Source organism: Halomonas sp. DN3 (assembly GCF_024137905.1).
GTDB classification, from domain to species: Bacteria; Pseudomonadota; Gammaproteobacteria; order Pseudomonadales; family Halomonadaceae; genus Halomonas; species Halomonas litopenaei.
Genome location: NZ_CP099965.1, coordinates 393396 through 408650 on the forward strand (window position 1 = coordinate 393396; position 15255 = coordinate 408650).

Here is a 15255-nt window from a genome sequence, read left to right on the forward strand (position 1 = left end):
GTTGCCAAGGCGCCTATTGTAGCGACTTGGCACCGAGTTGCACGTGATCTACGGGTGTGGTCTCAGCGGGCTTTCGCCCCGCTTGCCAGCTGGGCATCAACAGGTGGGTAACGCGCGGCGCTCAGGCTGCAGGCCGGTGAATCAGCGGACCCAGCCGGGGATATCGACGTTGCCGCCGCCCTGACGCTCGAAGTTGCCGTCGCCGTTGCGGTCGACCAGGAAGTAGGCGCTGCCATCCTTGGGCTCGACCTTGATGGCGTACAGCTTGCCGTTGACGCGGTACTCGCGCAGCGTCTGGTCGGATTCCTGGCGGACGCTGACGTCGGGTTGCGCCTGGGCGAGCACCGGCGCGGCGGCGGCCAGCAGGGCCAGCGACAGCAGGGCGGCGCTCGCGATACGTGTGATCGTCATGGTGGGTCTCCAGGATGGGAGAATGAAAGGACCGGAAAACAAAGGGAACACTGTTCGATCAGACCATGATACGTCGGCACAGGTTCCCCTCGCAAAGTAAAGGAACAGGGCCGATGCCCCTGGTAGGCGCCTGATGGCCGGCACAAGGGGCGGGCTTGGGGGCGGGCCTGGCGGCTGGCGCAAGGACAGGGCAATGGCCGTGACCGCGTCAAGGGTCGCAAAAGCGTCCGGCAAAACACGAAAGGGATGCGTATCATGGGTGGCATCGTAGTCATTTATCCTTACAGGGACGCCGATCCATGGCCTCAAGCCCCATCGTTCTCGTCGACGGTTCCTCCTATCTGTACCGTGCCTTCCACGCTCTGCCGCCACTGACCACTTCCGAGGGTCAGCCCACCGGCGCCATCAAGGGCGTGATCAACATGCTCAAGCGGCTTATCAAGGACTACCCGGACAGTCCCATGGCGGTGATCTTCGACGCCCCGGGCAAGACCTTCCGCGACGAGCTCTACGACCAGTACAAGGCCCAGCGGCCACCGATGCCCGACGACCTGCGCGCCCAGGTGAAGCCACTGCACGAGTGCGTGCGCGCGCTTGGCCTGCCGCTTTTGTGCATCGAGGGGGTCGAGGCCGACGACGTCATCGGCACCCTGGCGAAGATGGCCACCGACGCCGGTCGCGACGCGGTGATTTCCACCGGTGACAAGGACATGGCACAGCTGGTCAATGGCCATATCACCCTGGTCAACACCATGAAGGACGAGACCCTGGACGTGGACGGGGTCAAGGACAAGTTCGGCCTGCCACCGGAGCTGATCATCGACTACCTGGCGCTGATGGGCGACAAGGTCGACAACATCCCCGGGGTCCCTGGGGTGGGCGAGAAGACCGCCATCGGCCTTTTGCAGGGCATGGAAGGCGGGCTCGACGTCATCTACGGCGATCTCGACAAGGTCAAGACGCTGTCGTTTCGTGGCGCCAAGACGCTGCCCAAAAAGCTCGAGGAGCACCGCGACAAGGCCTACCTGTCCTACGAACTGGCGACCATCAAGACCGACTGCGAACTGGAGCTCGGCCTCGATGATCTGGCCATCGCCGCACCGGATCGCGAGGCGCTGAAGACGCTCTATCAGCGCCTGGAGTTCAAGAACTGGCTGTCGGAGCTGCTGGCCGGCCAGGATAAAGGCGTCGATGACGTCGCCGGTGGTTCCGACACCCCCGAGGGGGACAACGGAGGCGAAGGCGATAACAAGAACAAGGCCCAGGCGACGCCCTCCAGCGAGCGTCAGGATACGGTGATCCTCGAGCAGGCTGAACTGGACGCCTGGCTTGAGCGACTGGCCGCTGCCGAGGCCTTCTGCTTCGATCTGGAGACCACCAGCCTCAACTACATGGAGGCCGACATCGTCGGTGTCGGCCTGTGCCTGACGCCCGGCGAGGCGGCCTATATCCCGCTGGGCCACGACTATCTCGACGCCCCGGCCCAGCTCGATCGCAAGGCGGTGCTCGAGGCGCTGGCGCCGATCCTGGCCGACGAGGCGATCGCCAAGATCGGCCAGAATCTCAAGTACGATATCTCGGTGCTGGCGCGCTACGACATCCCGGTCAAGGGGCCCCTGGTGGATACCATGCTCGAGTCCTACGTGCTCGACTCCACCGCCACCCGCCACGACATGGACTCGCTGGCGCTCAAGTACCTGGGCGAGGGCACCGTCAAGTTCGAGGACATCGCCGGCAAGGGCGCCAAGCAGCTGACCTTCAACCAGATCGCCCTGGAACAGGCGGCGCCCTACGCCTGCGAGGACGTCGACATCACCCTGCGGCTGCACCAGACGCTGCGCCCGCGAGTGGACGACACCGGTCGCCTGGCCGAGGTCCTCGACGAGCTCGAACGCCCGCTGGTGCGAGTGCTGTCGCGCATGGAGCGCAACGGCGTGGCGCTGGACGCGGAGCTACTGCATACCCAGAGCCGGGAGCTGGGGGAGCGCATTCGCGAGCTCGAGGCCCGGGCCTATGAGCTTGCCGGGCGCGAGTTCAACCTGGGCTCGCCCAAGCAGCTCGGCCAGATCCTGTTCGAGGAGCAGGGCATCCCGGTGATCAAGAAGACCCCCAAGGGCGCGCCCTCCACCGCCGAGGCGGTGCTCGAGGAGCTGGCGCTGGACTACCCGCTGCCCAAGGTGATCATCGAGCATCGCGGCCTGTCCAAGCTGCGCTCGACCTACACCGACAAGCTGCCGAAGCTGGTCAACAAGGCCACCGGCCGGGTCCATACCAGCTACCACCAGGCGGTCACCGCCACAGGAAGGCTGTCGTCTTCCGACCCCAACCTGCAGAACATCCCGATTCGTACCGACGAGGGGCGGCGCATCCGCCAGGCCTTCGTGGCACGCCCGGGCTATCGCATCGTGGCGGCGGACTACTCCCAGATCGAGCTGCGCATCATGGCGCATCTGTCCGGCGACAAGGGCCTGTTGTCGGCCTTCGCCGAGGACAAGGACATCCACGCCGCCACCGCCGCCGAGGTCTTCGGGGTGGCCCTGGACAAGGTCAACGGCGAGCAGCGGCGCAGCGCCAAGGCGATCAACTTCGGCCTGATCTACGGCATGAGCGCCTGGGGCCTGGGCCGCCAGCTGCATATCGAGCAGAGCCAGGCCAAGACCTACATCGACCGCTACTTCGATCGCTATCCCGGGGTCGCCCGCTATATGGAGCGCATCCGCGCCCAGGCCGCCGAAGACGGCTACGTCGAGACGGTCTTCGGACGCCGGCTCTACCTGCCGGAGATCCATTCCCAGAACCGTGCCCGGCGCCAGGGCGCCGAGCGCACCGCCATCAACGCACCGATGCAGGGCACCGCGGCGGACATCATCAAGCGCGCGATGATCGATATGGACGCCTGGCTCGCAGACCAGGCCGGCAGCGACGGCTTCGACGCCTGGATGGTGATGCAGGTCCACGACGAACTGGTGTTCGAGGTCAAGGAAGATCAGGCCGAGGCCTTCATGGAAGAGGTCAAGTCGCGCATGCAGAACGCCGCCAGCCTCGACGTGCCACTGATCGTCGAGGCCGAGTGCGGTGACAACTGGGATGAAGCGCACTGAGGCGATGCCGCGGATGGTGGAGCGCCGAGTTGGAGGCTTCTATCGCCATCGCAGAGGATGACGCAGGCCCAGCCGACCTTGCTCGTCCCAGTCATCCCACCCTGAGAAGGGGATCGTCGCCTCCCCTTCCAGGCTCTTGAGCCTGGCTCGCCAGTCGGCCTTGGTGCTTTCGAGGTGCCGGCGGAATGCAGCCTCCTCCTGATAGGCGAGACCGCCGCCCTGGATGCCGAAGGCGAGCTGTGGCGGCAGCACCTCAAGGCCCAGGTAGTACAGGGAACAGTGGAGGGGGTACATCAGCCGAACGATGTCTCCCGCTCTACCGGCAGGCTCGAAGGCCTCCGCCGGCGATCCTGTCGTCACCGCGCAGATGGCGCGTTTGCCCTTGAGTCGCCCGCGATCATAGCGGCGACTGCCGGAGTACATGCCTCCGTACACCATCACGCGATCGAACCAGCCCTTGAGCATGGCCGGTGGGCCATGCCACCACAGCGGAAACTGAAGGACCAGCAGGTCTGCCTGTTCCAGCCGTTGGATTTCTCTTGCCACGTCGTCGGGAAGCTGTCCGCCTTCGAAGGCGTGGCGTTGCTCCGTCAGTGCACTAAACACCTGCGAATCCTGACGGTTGCGATAGTGACATGGGTGTTCAATGGCATCGAAACCTTCAGCGTAAAGGTCGCTGATCTCCACCCGATGGCCCTGGGAGGTCAGAGTGTCGGCGGCGATGGCGGTCAAGGCGCCGTTCAAGGAGTGGGGCTCGGGGTGACAGTGAACGATCAGGACATTCATGGTCGACTCCATTGCGGTGGGTGTGGTTCAGGCTATGCCTTACACTTGTGCAATGAAATTCCCCATTCTTGTCAGTGGGCTTTGCAAAAATGAACAGTTGGGACGACTTGAGGACGGTACGCGAGATTTCGCGCTCGGGCTCTCTCTCAGGGGCGGCACGCCAGCTTGGCGTCAGCCACGCCACCGTGTTTCGGCGCCTGCGTAACATCGAGCGGCGCCTGGGGGTGCTGTTGTTCGAACGCACACCCGGTGGTTACCAGCCCACCTTGGCGGGGGAAGAGATGGCGCAGGCGGCAGCGCGCGTGCATCAGGAGGTAGATGGGGTGACGCGCCGCATCCAGGGGCGGGATCAACGGTTGGAGGGCGTCATTCGCGTCACCCTGACAGACTCTTTGCTGCAGGGGCTGTTGATGCCGGTGTTCGAGGCGTTCCAGCAACGCCATCCCGCCATCGTGCTTGATGTCTCGGTCTCCAATGCCCTCTATGATCTGGCCGCTCGCGACGCAGAGGTAGCGATTCGGCCCTCCAACCAGCCACCCGAGACGTTGGTCGGTCGGCGAGTCGGTTCGATCCGACAGGCGATCTACGTGGCTCGCGATGGCGATATCTCCGAGCCGGGCGACATCACCGCCTGGATTGATCAGGGACAGCGCCCCGACGATGCGGCGCTGGCGGCTTGGATGGAAGACAAGGTCGAACGAGCCATGGTCCGCTTGCGTTGCGATAGCCTGCTGGGGCGGCAGCAGGCCGCCAGGCGTGGCTTGGGGGCGGTGGTGCTTCCTTGTTATCTGGGCGATGCTGATGTCGGCTTGAAACAGGTGGGAGATGAGTTGGAGACATTGGCGGTGGACCTGTGGCTGTTGGCCCACCAGGACATGCATCAGGTCGTGCGTATACGCCTGTTTATCGACTTTCTTGCCGAGTCGCTCAGGGCGAGGTTGGCGCCCGGGGCGGCAGACCCAAAGCGATAGGCCAAGCCTTGGTACCCGACGCAGGGTACCGCTACGACTTCGGACAAGATCCACCGGCCGCGAAACAAGGAGAGCGACCATGACGACAACACCTGTACGCCCGCAGATACTCGCCTTCGATATCTTCGGCACCGTGGTCGACTGGCACGGCAGTATCGCCCGGGAGGTCGAGGCGCTGGGTTTGCTCTCTTCGCCCGCTACATCGGCATCGATGACGCCCGCGGACTTCGCCAGAGCCTGGCGCGCGGGCTATCGGCCGGCCATGGACAGGGTGATGTCCGGCGAGCTTGGCTGGACACGAATCGACGACTTGCACCGGATGATTCTCGATGAGCTGCTCGATCGCCACCAGCTGGAACTGGACGAGGCGGGCAGGGCCCATCTCAACCGCGCCTGGCATCGTCTGGCGCCCTGGCCCGACAGCGTCGAGGGGCTGTCACGGCTCAAGCGCGACTACACCCTGTGTACCCTGTCCAATGGCAACCTGGGGCTGCTCGCCAATATGGCCAAGCACGCCGGCCTGCCCTGGGACCTGATCCTGTCCGCCGAGGTCTTCCGCGCCTACAAGCCGCATCCCGACACCTATCTGGGGGTGGCCGAGGTGTTCGAGGTGGCCCCCGAGGAGGTGATGCTGGTGGCCGCCCATCAGGACGACCTCGACGCCGCCCGCCGCTGCGGCCTCAAGACCGCCTACATCGAACGTCCCAACGAGTTCGGCGAAGACGCCCCCAAGGCGGTGGATGGCTCACCCGGCAACAATATTCATGCAGGTTCGCTGATTGACCTGGCGGATCGTCTGGGCGCCTAGTGTCATCGCTATCCAGTCGTGGCGTGGGCGCTGACAGCGCCCGGTGGCGGCAGGTGCGGCACCAGATCGATGGTGCCGAAGGATTCAAGCGAGACCCACACCACGAAGGCCGCGTAGACCACCAGCAGACACACCGACTCGCGCCGCGACAGGATCATATGGGTGCGCATCATCAGAAACAGCAGCACCGTGGCGAAGGTCAGCGCGGCCATCATCGGCGCCGCCAGCGAGAAGTCGATCACCGCGGTACCGGCGATCAGCACCCCCGCGGGGATGCACACCAGCAGGTCGAAGGTGTTGCTGCCGAGCACATTGGCGATGCTGGTGACGCCGCGTCCCTGGCGCGCCGCGCGGATGGAGACGAAGGCGTCGGGGATCGAGGTGCCGGCGGCGACCACCGTGATGCCCCACAGGAAACTCGGGGTGCCGAAGATCTCGCCGAAGTTGATCGCTGCGCGTACCAGCCCCTCGACGCCGATCACGATGACCACCAGCGACAGCGCCAGTCGTCCCCACTCACGCCCCGGACGGATGTCGCTGACGTCCTCGTCGGATTCATGATCCAGGGTGTCCTGGTACTGCACAAACAGGTAGAGCCCATACAGTGCCACCGGCATCAAGGCCAGCCAGCGGGTCATCTCGCCCTGGATGCTGCCGCCCTGGGTCGAGGATTCCACCGGGTGGTAGATCGCGGCGAAGGCAAAGGTCAGGGTCAGCACCGCCACCGCGATCATGTAGAACTGGGCTTCCTTGTAGACCAGGTCGCGATTGGCCTGAAGCGGTGACTTCGCGGCTAGCCCGCTGAGCCCGGGAATCACCAGGATATTGAACAGCGCCGAGCCGACGATGGCCGCCACGCCGAGCTCGAACTCGCCGTGGACCAGGGTCGAGATGACGGTGGTGGACAGCTCCGGGAAGCTCGAGCCCACTGCCACCACGATGGCACCCTGGACGATCTCCGGTAGCCGATAGTAGGCCGACAGGCGCTGGCTAGAGCGTTCGAGCAGACCGCTGCCCTTCCAGATGATGGCGGTGGCGATGACGGCGACCAGCGTCCAGAGCAAGATGGCGGACATTCCCTATCCTTGAGCGAGAAGTGGCCTTGTCAGCTTAGCCGTCTTGATCGGTCGCGCAAAAGACAGACGCTGACTATCGCGGCACCATCAGGAACAGCCCCGAGAGTAGCGCAAACAACAGGACCCCCTGACGCAGTCGCTTGGCATCCAGACGCTGGTGCATGATTCGGCTCAAGACGGTACCGATCAGCAGAGGGGGAAGAAGAGCGAGCGCCCACCACAGCTGTTTCTGTTGCACGGCACCTGCCATGGCGAGAATCAACAGTGACAGTACCTCGCCGACCACGAAGCAGCAGGCAATGGTGGAACGTAGCTCAGGACCCGGTCGATGCTGGTAGAGCAGTGCCAGGGGAGGGCCGCCGACCCCGGTGGCGGTTTCGGTGACACCGGTGATGGCACCCACCGTGAGGCAGGCGCCGGTGCCCGGTCGAAATACCGGGGCAAACAGGGCGACCAGCACCGCGAGCACGGTGGAAGCTCCGATCAACTGGTTGAGCCCCTGAGTGCTCAGCACCATCAACACCGCGAGCCCGGCCAGGGTGCCTGGCAATCGTCCAGCGCTGATCCAGGCGCTGCCGCGCCAATCGATGGCCTCGCGCTCGCGCAGCGCCACCAGCAGATTCAGCGGAAGCATCAGGACCAGCAATGCCACCGGCAGCAGAGTCGGTGCCAGAATTCCCAGCACCGGGGCCACAATCAGTGCGAAACCGATACCGATGGCACCCTGGACGAAGGACGCCAGCAGGGTGGCTACGGCGGCGATCGCATAGGTAGTGGTCGTCAGCATCGGGGCTCCCCATTGCCTCGCTGCCTTGAGGGCGTCGCTTCACGAGCTTTTGCATGGCGCTCGCGATGCACCTCGGAGGTCGGATGGACCCGCTGGATCGGTGCCTTGTTGATGGCGGCGGGAGCCACCTCGCGGACCTCGGCAAGCAGTGCCCGTGCGTCCCAGTCCACTGGCCAGCCTTGCCAGAGTCTCAGTCGGCCAGCGGTGAACACGGCTTCGATCTGATCCCGATTGCCGTAGCGCACAAGTTCCCAGGGCCGGTCCCAGGAAGGCGTCATCTCAGGCACCTCGAGATCCACCAGCAGGAAGTCGGCGGCTTTATCCACAGTGATATCGCCGGTGATGCTGCCAAGCCCGCAGCACTCGGCGCTGCCCTGGGTAGCGTGCTCCAGCCAGCGCCAGCCACCGCCGCAGGAGCTGTCGCCGGTAGCCAGACCGAAGGCCATTCGCTGGCTGGTCTCGGCCGCATCCATCAGGCGAAAGGCATCACTGCGGGTCCCGTCTGTACCGAGCCCGAAACGGATGCCAAGCGCCGCCATCTGCAGGGCGGGCGCCACCGCGTTGCCTTTCCAGCTGCTGGCGACCGGATTGAAGGCCACCGCGGTATCGGTATCTCGCAGCAGATTGAGTTCGTCTGGCGTGACCAGGGTGGCGTGGGCGATCAGGGTCTGTGGGCCGAGTGCGCCCACCGTGTGCAGATGCTCCAGCGGCCGCTGTGAGCGCGTTACCAGAGAGCGTTCGACCGCCTGGAGGTGCTCGTTGATGTGGCTCTGGAAGATCGCTCCCTTGTCGCGGCATAGCGTGGCGACGTCATTGAGCATATCGTCGCTGGCCGCTTCGGGAATGGAAATTGCCAGGGATGGATGGATCAACGCGTGGTCGCGGTAGTCCGCCAGGTGGGCCACGGCACGGTCGAGAATGGCGTTGCGTTGCTGGGGCGAACCGCTACCGCCGCGATCATTGCAGATCATGCCGAGCACGCAGCGAAGCCCGCTTTCTTCGGCCGCCTTGGCGAGTGCGCCGATTTCCCCCGCACTGCGGGTGCCCGCGTCCACCGCAGTGGTAAAGCCTCCACGCAAGGCCTCGAGCGCCGCCAGTTTGGACGACAAGTGAAGCAGTCGCTCGTCCAGGCTGGACTCCAGCGGCACCCAGATTCGCCGAAAGATTTCGGAGGGCTCCCCGAACACCAGCGACTTGCCCAGTGACTGGGTCAGATGATGGTGGCTGTCGACGAACCCCGGCATCATCAGGTGTCCCGGCAGGTCGATCGGGGGCAACGTCGGATGACGGGCGACCAGGGCTTCCTTGGGTCCGATATCGATGAAGCGCCCGGCGCTCGTCACGACTCCCATGTCACGCTGAATGCTTCCATTCGTGAGCAGTTCGCCAGGGCACAGCAGCAGCTCGCTGGCCGAGAGTCGCTGGCGCAGTTGCTGATCGAGCGTCATGAATCTGTCTCCGGAGCTTCGGTGTGGGTGGGCTGGGTCTCTCGGGCGCTGTTGCCGCTGCCCAGGTGGTAGAAGGCCAGGTTGACGATCACCGCGGTGAGGGTGCCCATGGCCAGTCCATTACCCAGGATGATCTGCAGGTGGGTCGGGAAGGCAGAGTAGAAGCCCGGTACAACGATCGGCAGCAGCCCCATGGCCATCGCCGAGGCCAGCGTGAAGAGGTTGCCGTGCTCATTGAAGTCGACGCGGCGCAGGATATTGATGCCCATGACCCCGATGATGGCGAAGACGATGACGGCGGTGCCGGCCACCACCGGTGTCGGCAGGGTGGCGGCCAGTCGGCCCAGAGGTGCCAGCATGGCCAGCAGGATCAGCAGACAGCCGGCGGCGATGGTGACATAGCGCGAGCGCACGCCAGTGGCCCGGATGATGCCGATATTCTCGCCGCTGGTGATGATCAGCGAGGTGCCGAGGCAGCCGCCAAACAGCGAGCCCAGGGCGTCGGCGCGAATGTTTCTGGGAACCAGGGCCTTGGCATCGCCTCGCTTGCCGACGATTTCGGCGGTGGCCATGGTCTGGCCGGTGGCCTCGGTCATCGACACCACGCTGAAGATGATCAGCGGCAGCGACGCCAGCAGGTCGAACTTGGGCATGCCGAAAGGAAAGAGCTGGGGCAGGGCGATCAAGGGGCCATCGAGGATGCCCGCCACGCTGAGGTGACCGAAGGCTGCCGCGATCAGCGCACCCATGACAAGCCCGATCATCACCGAGATGCGACGCAGGGCGCCGGTAAACACTCTGGCACTGATGACGATGCAGGCGATGGTGGCCAGCGCCAGCAGAATGGTCGAAGGGGCGGCGAAGTCGGGGCTGTCAGGGCGCCCGGCGATGAGGCCACCGAAGATCTTGACCAGGTTGATGGCCACCAGCAGCAGCATGGTGCCGATCACGATGGGCGGAAAGAAGCGGAGAACTCGGGTGAAGAAGGGCAGTGCCAGGAAGTAGAACAAGGCGGTCAGAATCACCGCACCGGTGGCGGTCTGGATATCGGTGGCCTGGGCGATCGCCAGAAAGATGACGATGGGGGCACCGCCAGGTACCTGCACGAACGGGAGTCTCGCGCCGAAGCCCAGTACCCCGATGGATTGCAGCAGGGTGCCGAGGCCACAGGCGAGGAAGGTGGCGCTCATCAGCGGTACCGTGACGTCAGGCCCGAAGCCCAGCGTCTGGCCGACCAGGAAGACCGCCGTAATCGGTGCGGCTGCCATCACCAGTACGTGCTGCAAGCCGCAGAGGATGGCAGCCTTCAGTGGCAGCCGTTCGTCCACCGGATCGACGGAATCGGTGTGAAGAGGAGAAGACATGGGTGGCCTCATTGTTGTTGTCGTTCAAGAGTGTGCGTCCAGGTGTTTGCCGAACCGCGTTTCTTCTGCGGGTTTCAGAGGAAAGCTAGCGCTGAGTCAGTGTGCGCGTCTATCATCGTTTTTCGTGAGATGTGTTGCCGAAATGGCAACGATTAGTGAGCCAGCCATGGTCTGACGAATCAGGAGACTCCGCGTGCCCTTGATGACCACCGCGCTACGCTATTTCGATGAGGTTGCCCGACAAGGGTCGATCCGCAGGGCCGCAGACCACCTCCATGTGGCGGCCTCGGCGGTCAATCGCCAGATCCTCAAGCTGGAGGACGAGCTTGGCGTACCGCTGTTCGAGCGGCTTCCCCGCGGCCTGCGTCTGTCCTCGGCGGGCGAGCTGCTGGTCTATCAGGTGCGACAGTGGCAGCGGGACGAACGTCAGCTGCTGGGGGTGCTGGACGATATCCGTGGCACCGGTACCAGTGAGGTGCGGGTCGCGTCGGTGGAGTCAGTGACTGACCGCCTGCTGCCGGTGACCATTCGGCGCTTCATGGAGCGCTATCCTCGTGTGCGTTTCGACCTGTCCACCGATCTTACCGACCCCATCATCGACGCTATCCTGTCGGGAGAGGCTGACATCGGGCTTTGCATCAATCCGCCGTCCAATCCGCGCCTGCGTACCCTGCGACGGCTCGAATTGCGTTTCGGGGCGGTCATGGCGCCGTGGCACGCTCTGGCCAAGGCGAGCGAGCTTCGCCTCAAGGATTTCGAGAACGTCCCGGTCATCTTGCCGGACCAGGCAATGTTTCGTGGCTCTACTCTGGAACGCGCGCTGTCCACTCAGGACGTGCGACTCTCCGCCGTTGCCGCGTGTGGCCGCATCCTGAGCATGAAGTCGCTCGCCAGAGAGGGCGTGGGCGTGGCGTTTCTCAATCCGCTGGATGTGACTCGTGAACTGGCCGAGGGGGAGCTTGTCTTTGTGCCTTTGCGGGATCGTGGTATCGCTGCGGCACAGTTGGAAATGTGTGTGGCCAAGGATCGGCCGCTGCCTCTGGCCATCGCCGTATTCGCCGAAATGCTGGATGAGGCGCTGAAGGAACTGGATGTCGCCACCACCGCCTAGTCACTCGCGTCACGCGAAGTAGGCCTTCAGACTGCCGAGATGGCACTGCGGGTGCTATGGTGTCGGTCATGGATTGCTTATCTGGTCGTGGTTGCCACGGCCTCACTGCCGGAGACAAGGATATGACACGGGGAAAGATGGGATGGGCCGCTGTGGCCATGCTGACACTGGCTGGCTGTGCGTCGACCTCACAACCGCAGACAGCGGCCGAGATGTTCGACTGCGACGCCCTCAATCAGGCCGTGGCCAGTGCCGACAATGATTTCACCGACATCAAGGGACGCTTCGACGACACTCGGCTGACCCGCAGCTGGGAAACCGATGTCCAGGCCTTCCACGACTCCTGTCTGATCACCTCGGCGCAGCGCCCGGATCACTACTCCTGTTTCGGACGGATGGACAGTGACGACCCGCGTGGTGCCCTGGTGGCCGGTGGTGAGGCCCTTGGCCAGTGCCTGGGCAGTGACTGGACCTCCACCCGCGAGACGTCCGATCGTCTGGTCTTCTCCCGGGCCGGCAGCGACACCACCGTGACGCTGGAAACCTTCCTCAACGACCGCGGCCGCCGTATGGGCAGCCTGGATGTGTGGCAGCATCCGGATGATCGGCGTCTGGAGTCCACCGACGGCTGACTGCCGCTGTTGGGCCCATGACGGGTCCATTGACTGCACTCACGACAGGGCCCGTGCCGATCGGCACGGGCCCTGTCGTTGTGGCCTTGGCGTTTGTGCTGCTTGCGCAGGCCCTCATCAGCGGCGAGGGCCTGGCGTGGATGGGCTTAACGCCAGCCGACGCGATCGAAGATCTTGACCGCTTCCGGGTTGTTCTCGCCCAGCACGCTGACGTTGACTTCGTCCTTCTTGAACTCGCCCCAGGAGCCGAGTACCTCGTCCACGGCGACACCCTCGACCACCGGGAATTCGTGGTTGCCCACGGCGAACAGTTCCTGAGCTTCGTCGGAGGCCAGGAACTCGAGGAAGGCGACGGCGTTGTCGTGGTTAGGTGCACCCTTGACCAGGCCGGCACCACCGACGTTGACGTGGGCACCACGGTCATCCTGATTGGGGAACAGGATCTGCACGCTTTCGGCGGCCTCGCGCTCGTCGGCGTCGTCGGAGGTCAGCAGACGCACGTAGTAGTAGTGGTTGGCCACCGCCACGTCGCACTCGCCGCTGGCCACGCCCTTGATCTGGTCGCGGTCGCCACCCTCGGGGTCGCGAGCCATGTTGTCGACCACGCCCTGGGCCCACTCTTCGGCACCTTCTTCACCGTGGTGCTCGACCATCGAGGCCAGCAGTGACTGGTTGTAGATGTTGTTGGAGGAACGGATGCAGATCTTGCCCTTGAGGCTGGGGTCGGCCAGCTTCTCGTAGCTGTCGACCTGCTCGGGCTCGATGGTCTCGGGGTTGTAGAAGATCGCCCGCACACGCTGGCTGAAGCCGAACCAGTCGCCTTCGGGGTGACGCATGCTCTCGGGCAGGCGCTCGTTGAGCACCTCGGAGTCCACCGGCGCGAAGATGCCTTCCTCCTCGGCGCGCCACAAGCGGCCGGCGTCCACGGTCATCATGATGTCGGCGGGGCTGGCCTCGCCCTCGCGCTTGATGCGCTGGATGAGCTGGTCGGAATCGCCCTGCAGCACGTTGACCTCGATGCCGGTCTGTTCGGTGAAGGCGTCGTACATGGCCTGGTCGGAGTCGTAGTGACGTGCCGAGTACACATTGACGCTGCCGTCGGCGTAGGCGAGACCGGAAGCGCCGGCCAGGGCGATGGCGATGGCAAGACGAGAGACGTTGGACATCGGAGACCTCGAGTGGCGGATGGAATGATAATACGTGTCATTCGGTGTCCGTATTGAACGACCTCCCGGGCACGGCGTCAATCACTGTGCCTCCTTGGGCTGATGCAGGGTGCTTCTCTCGGCATAGTGGAGGGGGCACGATCGATGTACTGACGGGGGCTGCGTCGGGGGCGGATACCTCCGACCATCGGGCGCTCCAGCCTGGCGCTGCGCCCCCTGGCACCCGCTGCTTCGGGAGCCGGCAGAACTGCGAGGCTGACCTGTTGGAGCGGGAGATATCGCACAGGCAAAGGAGAAGGCGTGTCGAAAGGATTCGCGTTACCATGGCCAATCCATCGGCTTTCGCCGTCGTCCATCCGACCTTCGACACGCGATCCCCTCCATGACCTCACACCTTGCCAGCTCCGCCACCGTTTCCGAGCAGACCTTCGAGGAAGGCGTTGTCGCCGATCCTCTGCTGGCTGTGCGCAATATCCAGCATCGATACGACAGCAAGCTTGCCGTCAGCGACGCCTCCTTCGACATCGCGCCGGGCGAGGTGGTGTGCCTGCTCGGGCCGTCGGGCTGTGGCAAGACGACGCTGCTGCGCATCGTCGCCGGACTCGAGGCGTTGCAGCAGGGGGAGCTCAAGTTCGACGGCCAGACCCTGGCCGCACCGGGGCGTCCCCACGTGCCGCCGGAGAAGCGCAGCGTGGGGCTGGCCTTCCAGGAATCGGCACTGTTTCCCCACTTGAGCGTGCTCGACAACGTGACCTTCGGGCTCAAGGGGATGCCGGCGCGGGCGCGCCGTGAACGTGCCCTGGAGCTGCTCGCTCAGCTGGGCATGGACGGCTACTCCGAGGCCTTCCCGCACACCCTGTCCGGTGGCCAGCAGCAGCGGGTGGCCCTGGCCAGGGCCCTGGCGCCCTCGCCGCAATTGATGCTGCTGGACGAGCCTTTCTCGAGCCTCGACGCGCGTCTCAGGGACCGTATTCGCGATGACACCCTGCACGTGCTCAAGCAGGTGGGCGCTGGCACTCTGCTGGTGACCCATGACCCCGAAGAGGCGATGTTCATGGCCGATCGCATCGTGCTGATGCGCGATGGTCGGGTGGTGCAGGTAGGCACGCCGGAAGAGCTCTACTGCGCGCCGGCCGACCCCTTCGTGGTGACCTTCTTCGGGGACGTCAATCGCCTGGAAGGCGTCGCCCAGCGTGGCTATGTGCATACCGCGGTGGGGCCCGTCGCCACCGACCTGCCTGACGGCGCCCGCGCCCAGGTGCTGATGCGCCCGGAGGCGCTCAGGGTGGTGGAAATCGAGAGCGACGGCCAGCACGCCCACCACAGCCACGTGCTGATGGCACGACTGCTGGGGCGTTGCAGTCTGCTGCACCTCTGCGTGCACGGTATCGATGGCCAGGAGGCCCACATGCACGCCCGGGTACCCGGGGTCTTTCTGCCGAGGGAAGGCCAGGCCGTGCAGGTCAGTCTCGACCCGGCCCAGGTATTCGTGTTCCCCGCCGAGGCGTCCGGCGCCGAAGCCGTCTAGACCCCCTGGCCCCGGCGCACCAGGGGGGGCGCTATTCGTATCGGGTCGTATCCAGTCGTATCCAGT

13 protein-coding genes are annotated in these 15255 nt (G+C 64.7%); 6 read left to right on the top strand and 7 right to left on the bottom strand.

The annotated features are described in order from the left end of the window. Positions 1–141 precede the first annotated feature (141 nt). Positions 142–411: a DUF2782 domain-containing protein gene (locus NKF27_RS01795; protein WP_253555105.1), complete on the bottom strand. Its 270-nt coding sequence runs from the start codon at positions 409–411 to the stop codon at positions 142–144. 299 nt (positions 412–710) lie between these two features. Here NKF27_RS01795 and polA point away from each other — a divergent pair, with 299 nt between their 5' ends. Beyond that, complete coding sequence (gene polA / locus NKF27_RS01800) at positions 711–3512, top strand: DNA polymerase I (RefSeq protein ID WP_253555106.1); 2802 nt, start codon at positions 711–713, stop codon at positions 3510–3512. Between the two features lie 39 nt (positions 3513–3551). Here the strand turns inward: polA and NKF27_RS01805 are convergent, their stop codons facing one another. Then, a complete protein-coding gene (locus NKF27_RS01805; protein ID WP_253555107.1) occupies positions 3552–4298 on the bottom strand; it encodes an NAD(P)H-dependent oxidoreductase in 747 nt (248 codons plus the stop codon). 89 nt (positions 4299–4387) lie between these two features. On the opposite strand from NKF27_RS01805, the gene NKF27_RS01810 reads away from it, so the two are divergent. Both NKF27_RS01810 and NKF27_RS01815 read left to right on the top strand, forming a co-directional pair. Then, positions 4388–5269, top strand: a complete 882-nt coding sequence (locus NKF27_RS01810) for a LysR family transcriptional regulator (RefSeq protein WP_253555109.1) — start codon at positions 4388–4390, stop codon at positions 5267–5269. Between the two features lie 79 nt (positions 5270–5348). Next, complete coding sequence (locus tag NKF27_RS01815) at positions 5349–6077, top strand: haloacid dehalogenase type II (protein ID WP_253555111.1); 729 nt, start codon at positions 5349–5351, stop codon at positions 6075–6077. Between the two features lie 8 nt (positions 6078–6085). Here NKF27_RS01815 and NKF27_RS01820 read toward each other — a convergent pair whose 3' ends face one another. From NKF27_RS01820 to NKF27_RS01835, 4 genes are all read right to left on the bottom strand, one after another. Further along, entirely contained in the window at positions 6086–7153 is a 1068-nt protein-coding gene (locus NKF27_RS01820) for a sodium:calcium antiporter (protein ID WP_253555113.1), read from the bottom strand. 73 nt (positions 7154–7226) lie between these two features. Further along, positions 7227–7940, bottom strand: coding sequence for a sulfite exporter TauE/SafE family protein (locus tag NKF27_RS01825; protein ID WP_253555114.1), 714 nt, complete (start codon positions 7938–7940; stop codon positions 7227–7229). Then, positions 7934–9388: an amidohydrolase family protein gene (locus NKF27_RS01830; protein WP_253555115.1), complete on the bottom strand. Its 1455-nt coding sequence runs from the start codon at positions 9386–9388 to the stop codon at positions 7934–7936. Before NKF27_RS01830 ends, NKF27_RS01825 begins: the two co-directional genes overlap by 7 nt. Continuing rightward, positions 9385–10752, bottom strand: a complete 1368-nt coding sequence (locus NKF27_RS01835; RefSeq protein WP_253555117.1) for a uracil-xanthine permease family protein — start codon at positions 10750–10752, stop codon at positions 9385–9387. The genes NKF27_RS01830 and NKF27_RS01835 overlap by 4 nt, the downstream gene beginning before the upstream one ends. 202 nt (positions 10753–10954) lie before the next feature. Between NKF27_RS01835 and NKF27_RS01840 the strand changes: the two genes are divergently transcribed. After that, positions 10955–11863 carry a LysR family transcriptional regulator gene (locus NKF27_RS01840; protein WP_253556395.1) on the top strand — a complete coding sequence of 303 codons (909 nt, stop codon included), beginning with the start codon at positions 10955–10957 and terminating at the stop codon, positions 11861–11863. 122 nt (positions 11864–11985) lie between these two features. After that, the gene (locus NKF27_RS01845) at positions 11986–12495 is read left to right on the top strand and encodes a hypothetical protein (protein WP_253555119.1); all 510 of its coding nucleotides are present in this window, start codon (positions 11986–11988) and stop codon (positions 12493–12495) included. 146 nt (positions 12496–12641) lie between these two features. Here NKF27_RS01845 and NKF27_RS01850 read toward each other — a convergent pair whose 3' ends face one another. Continuing rightward, positions 12642–13661 carry a Fe(3+) ABC transporter substrate-binding protein gene (locus NKF27_RS01850; protein ID WP_108131134.1) on the bottom strand — a complete coding sequence of 340 codons (1020 nt, stop codon included), beginning with the start codon at positions 13659–13661 and terminating at the stop codon, positions 12642–12644. 382 nt (positions 13662–14043) lie between these two features. On the opposite strand from NKF27_RS01850, the gene NKF27_RS01855 reads away from it, so the two are divergent. Next, positions 14044–15189: an ABC transporter ATP-binding protein gene (locus NKF27_RS01855; protein ID WP_045991380.1), complete on the top strand. Its 1146-nt coding sequence runs from the start codon at positions 14044–14046 to the stop codon at positions 15187–15189. Positions 15190–15255 lie beyond the last annotated feature (66 nt).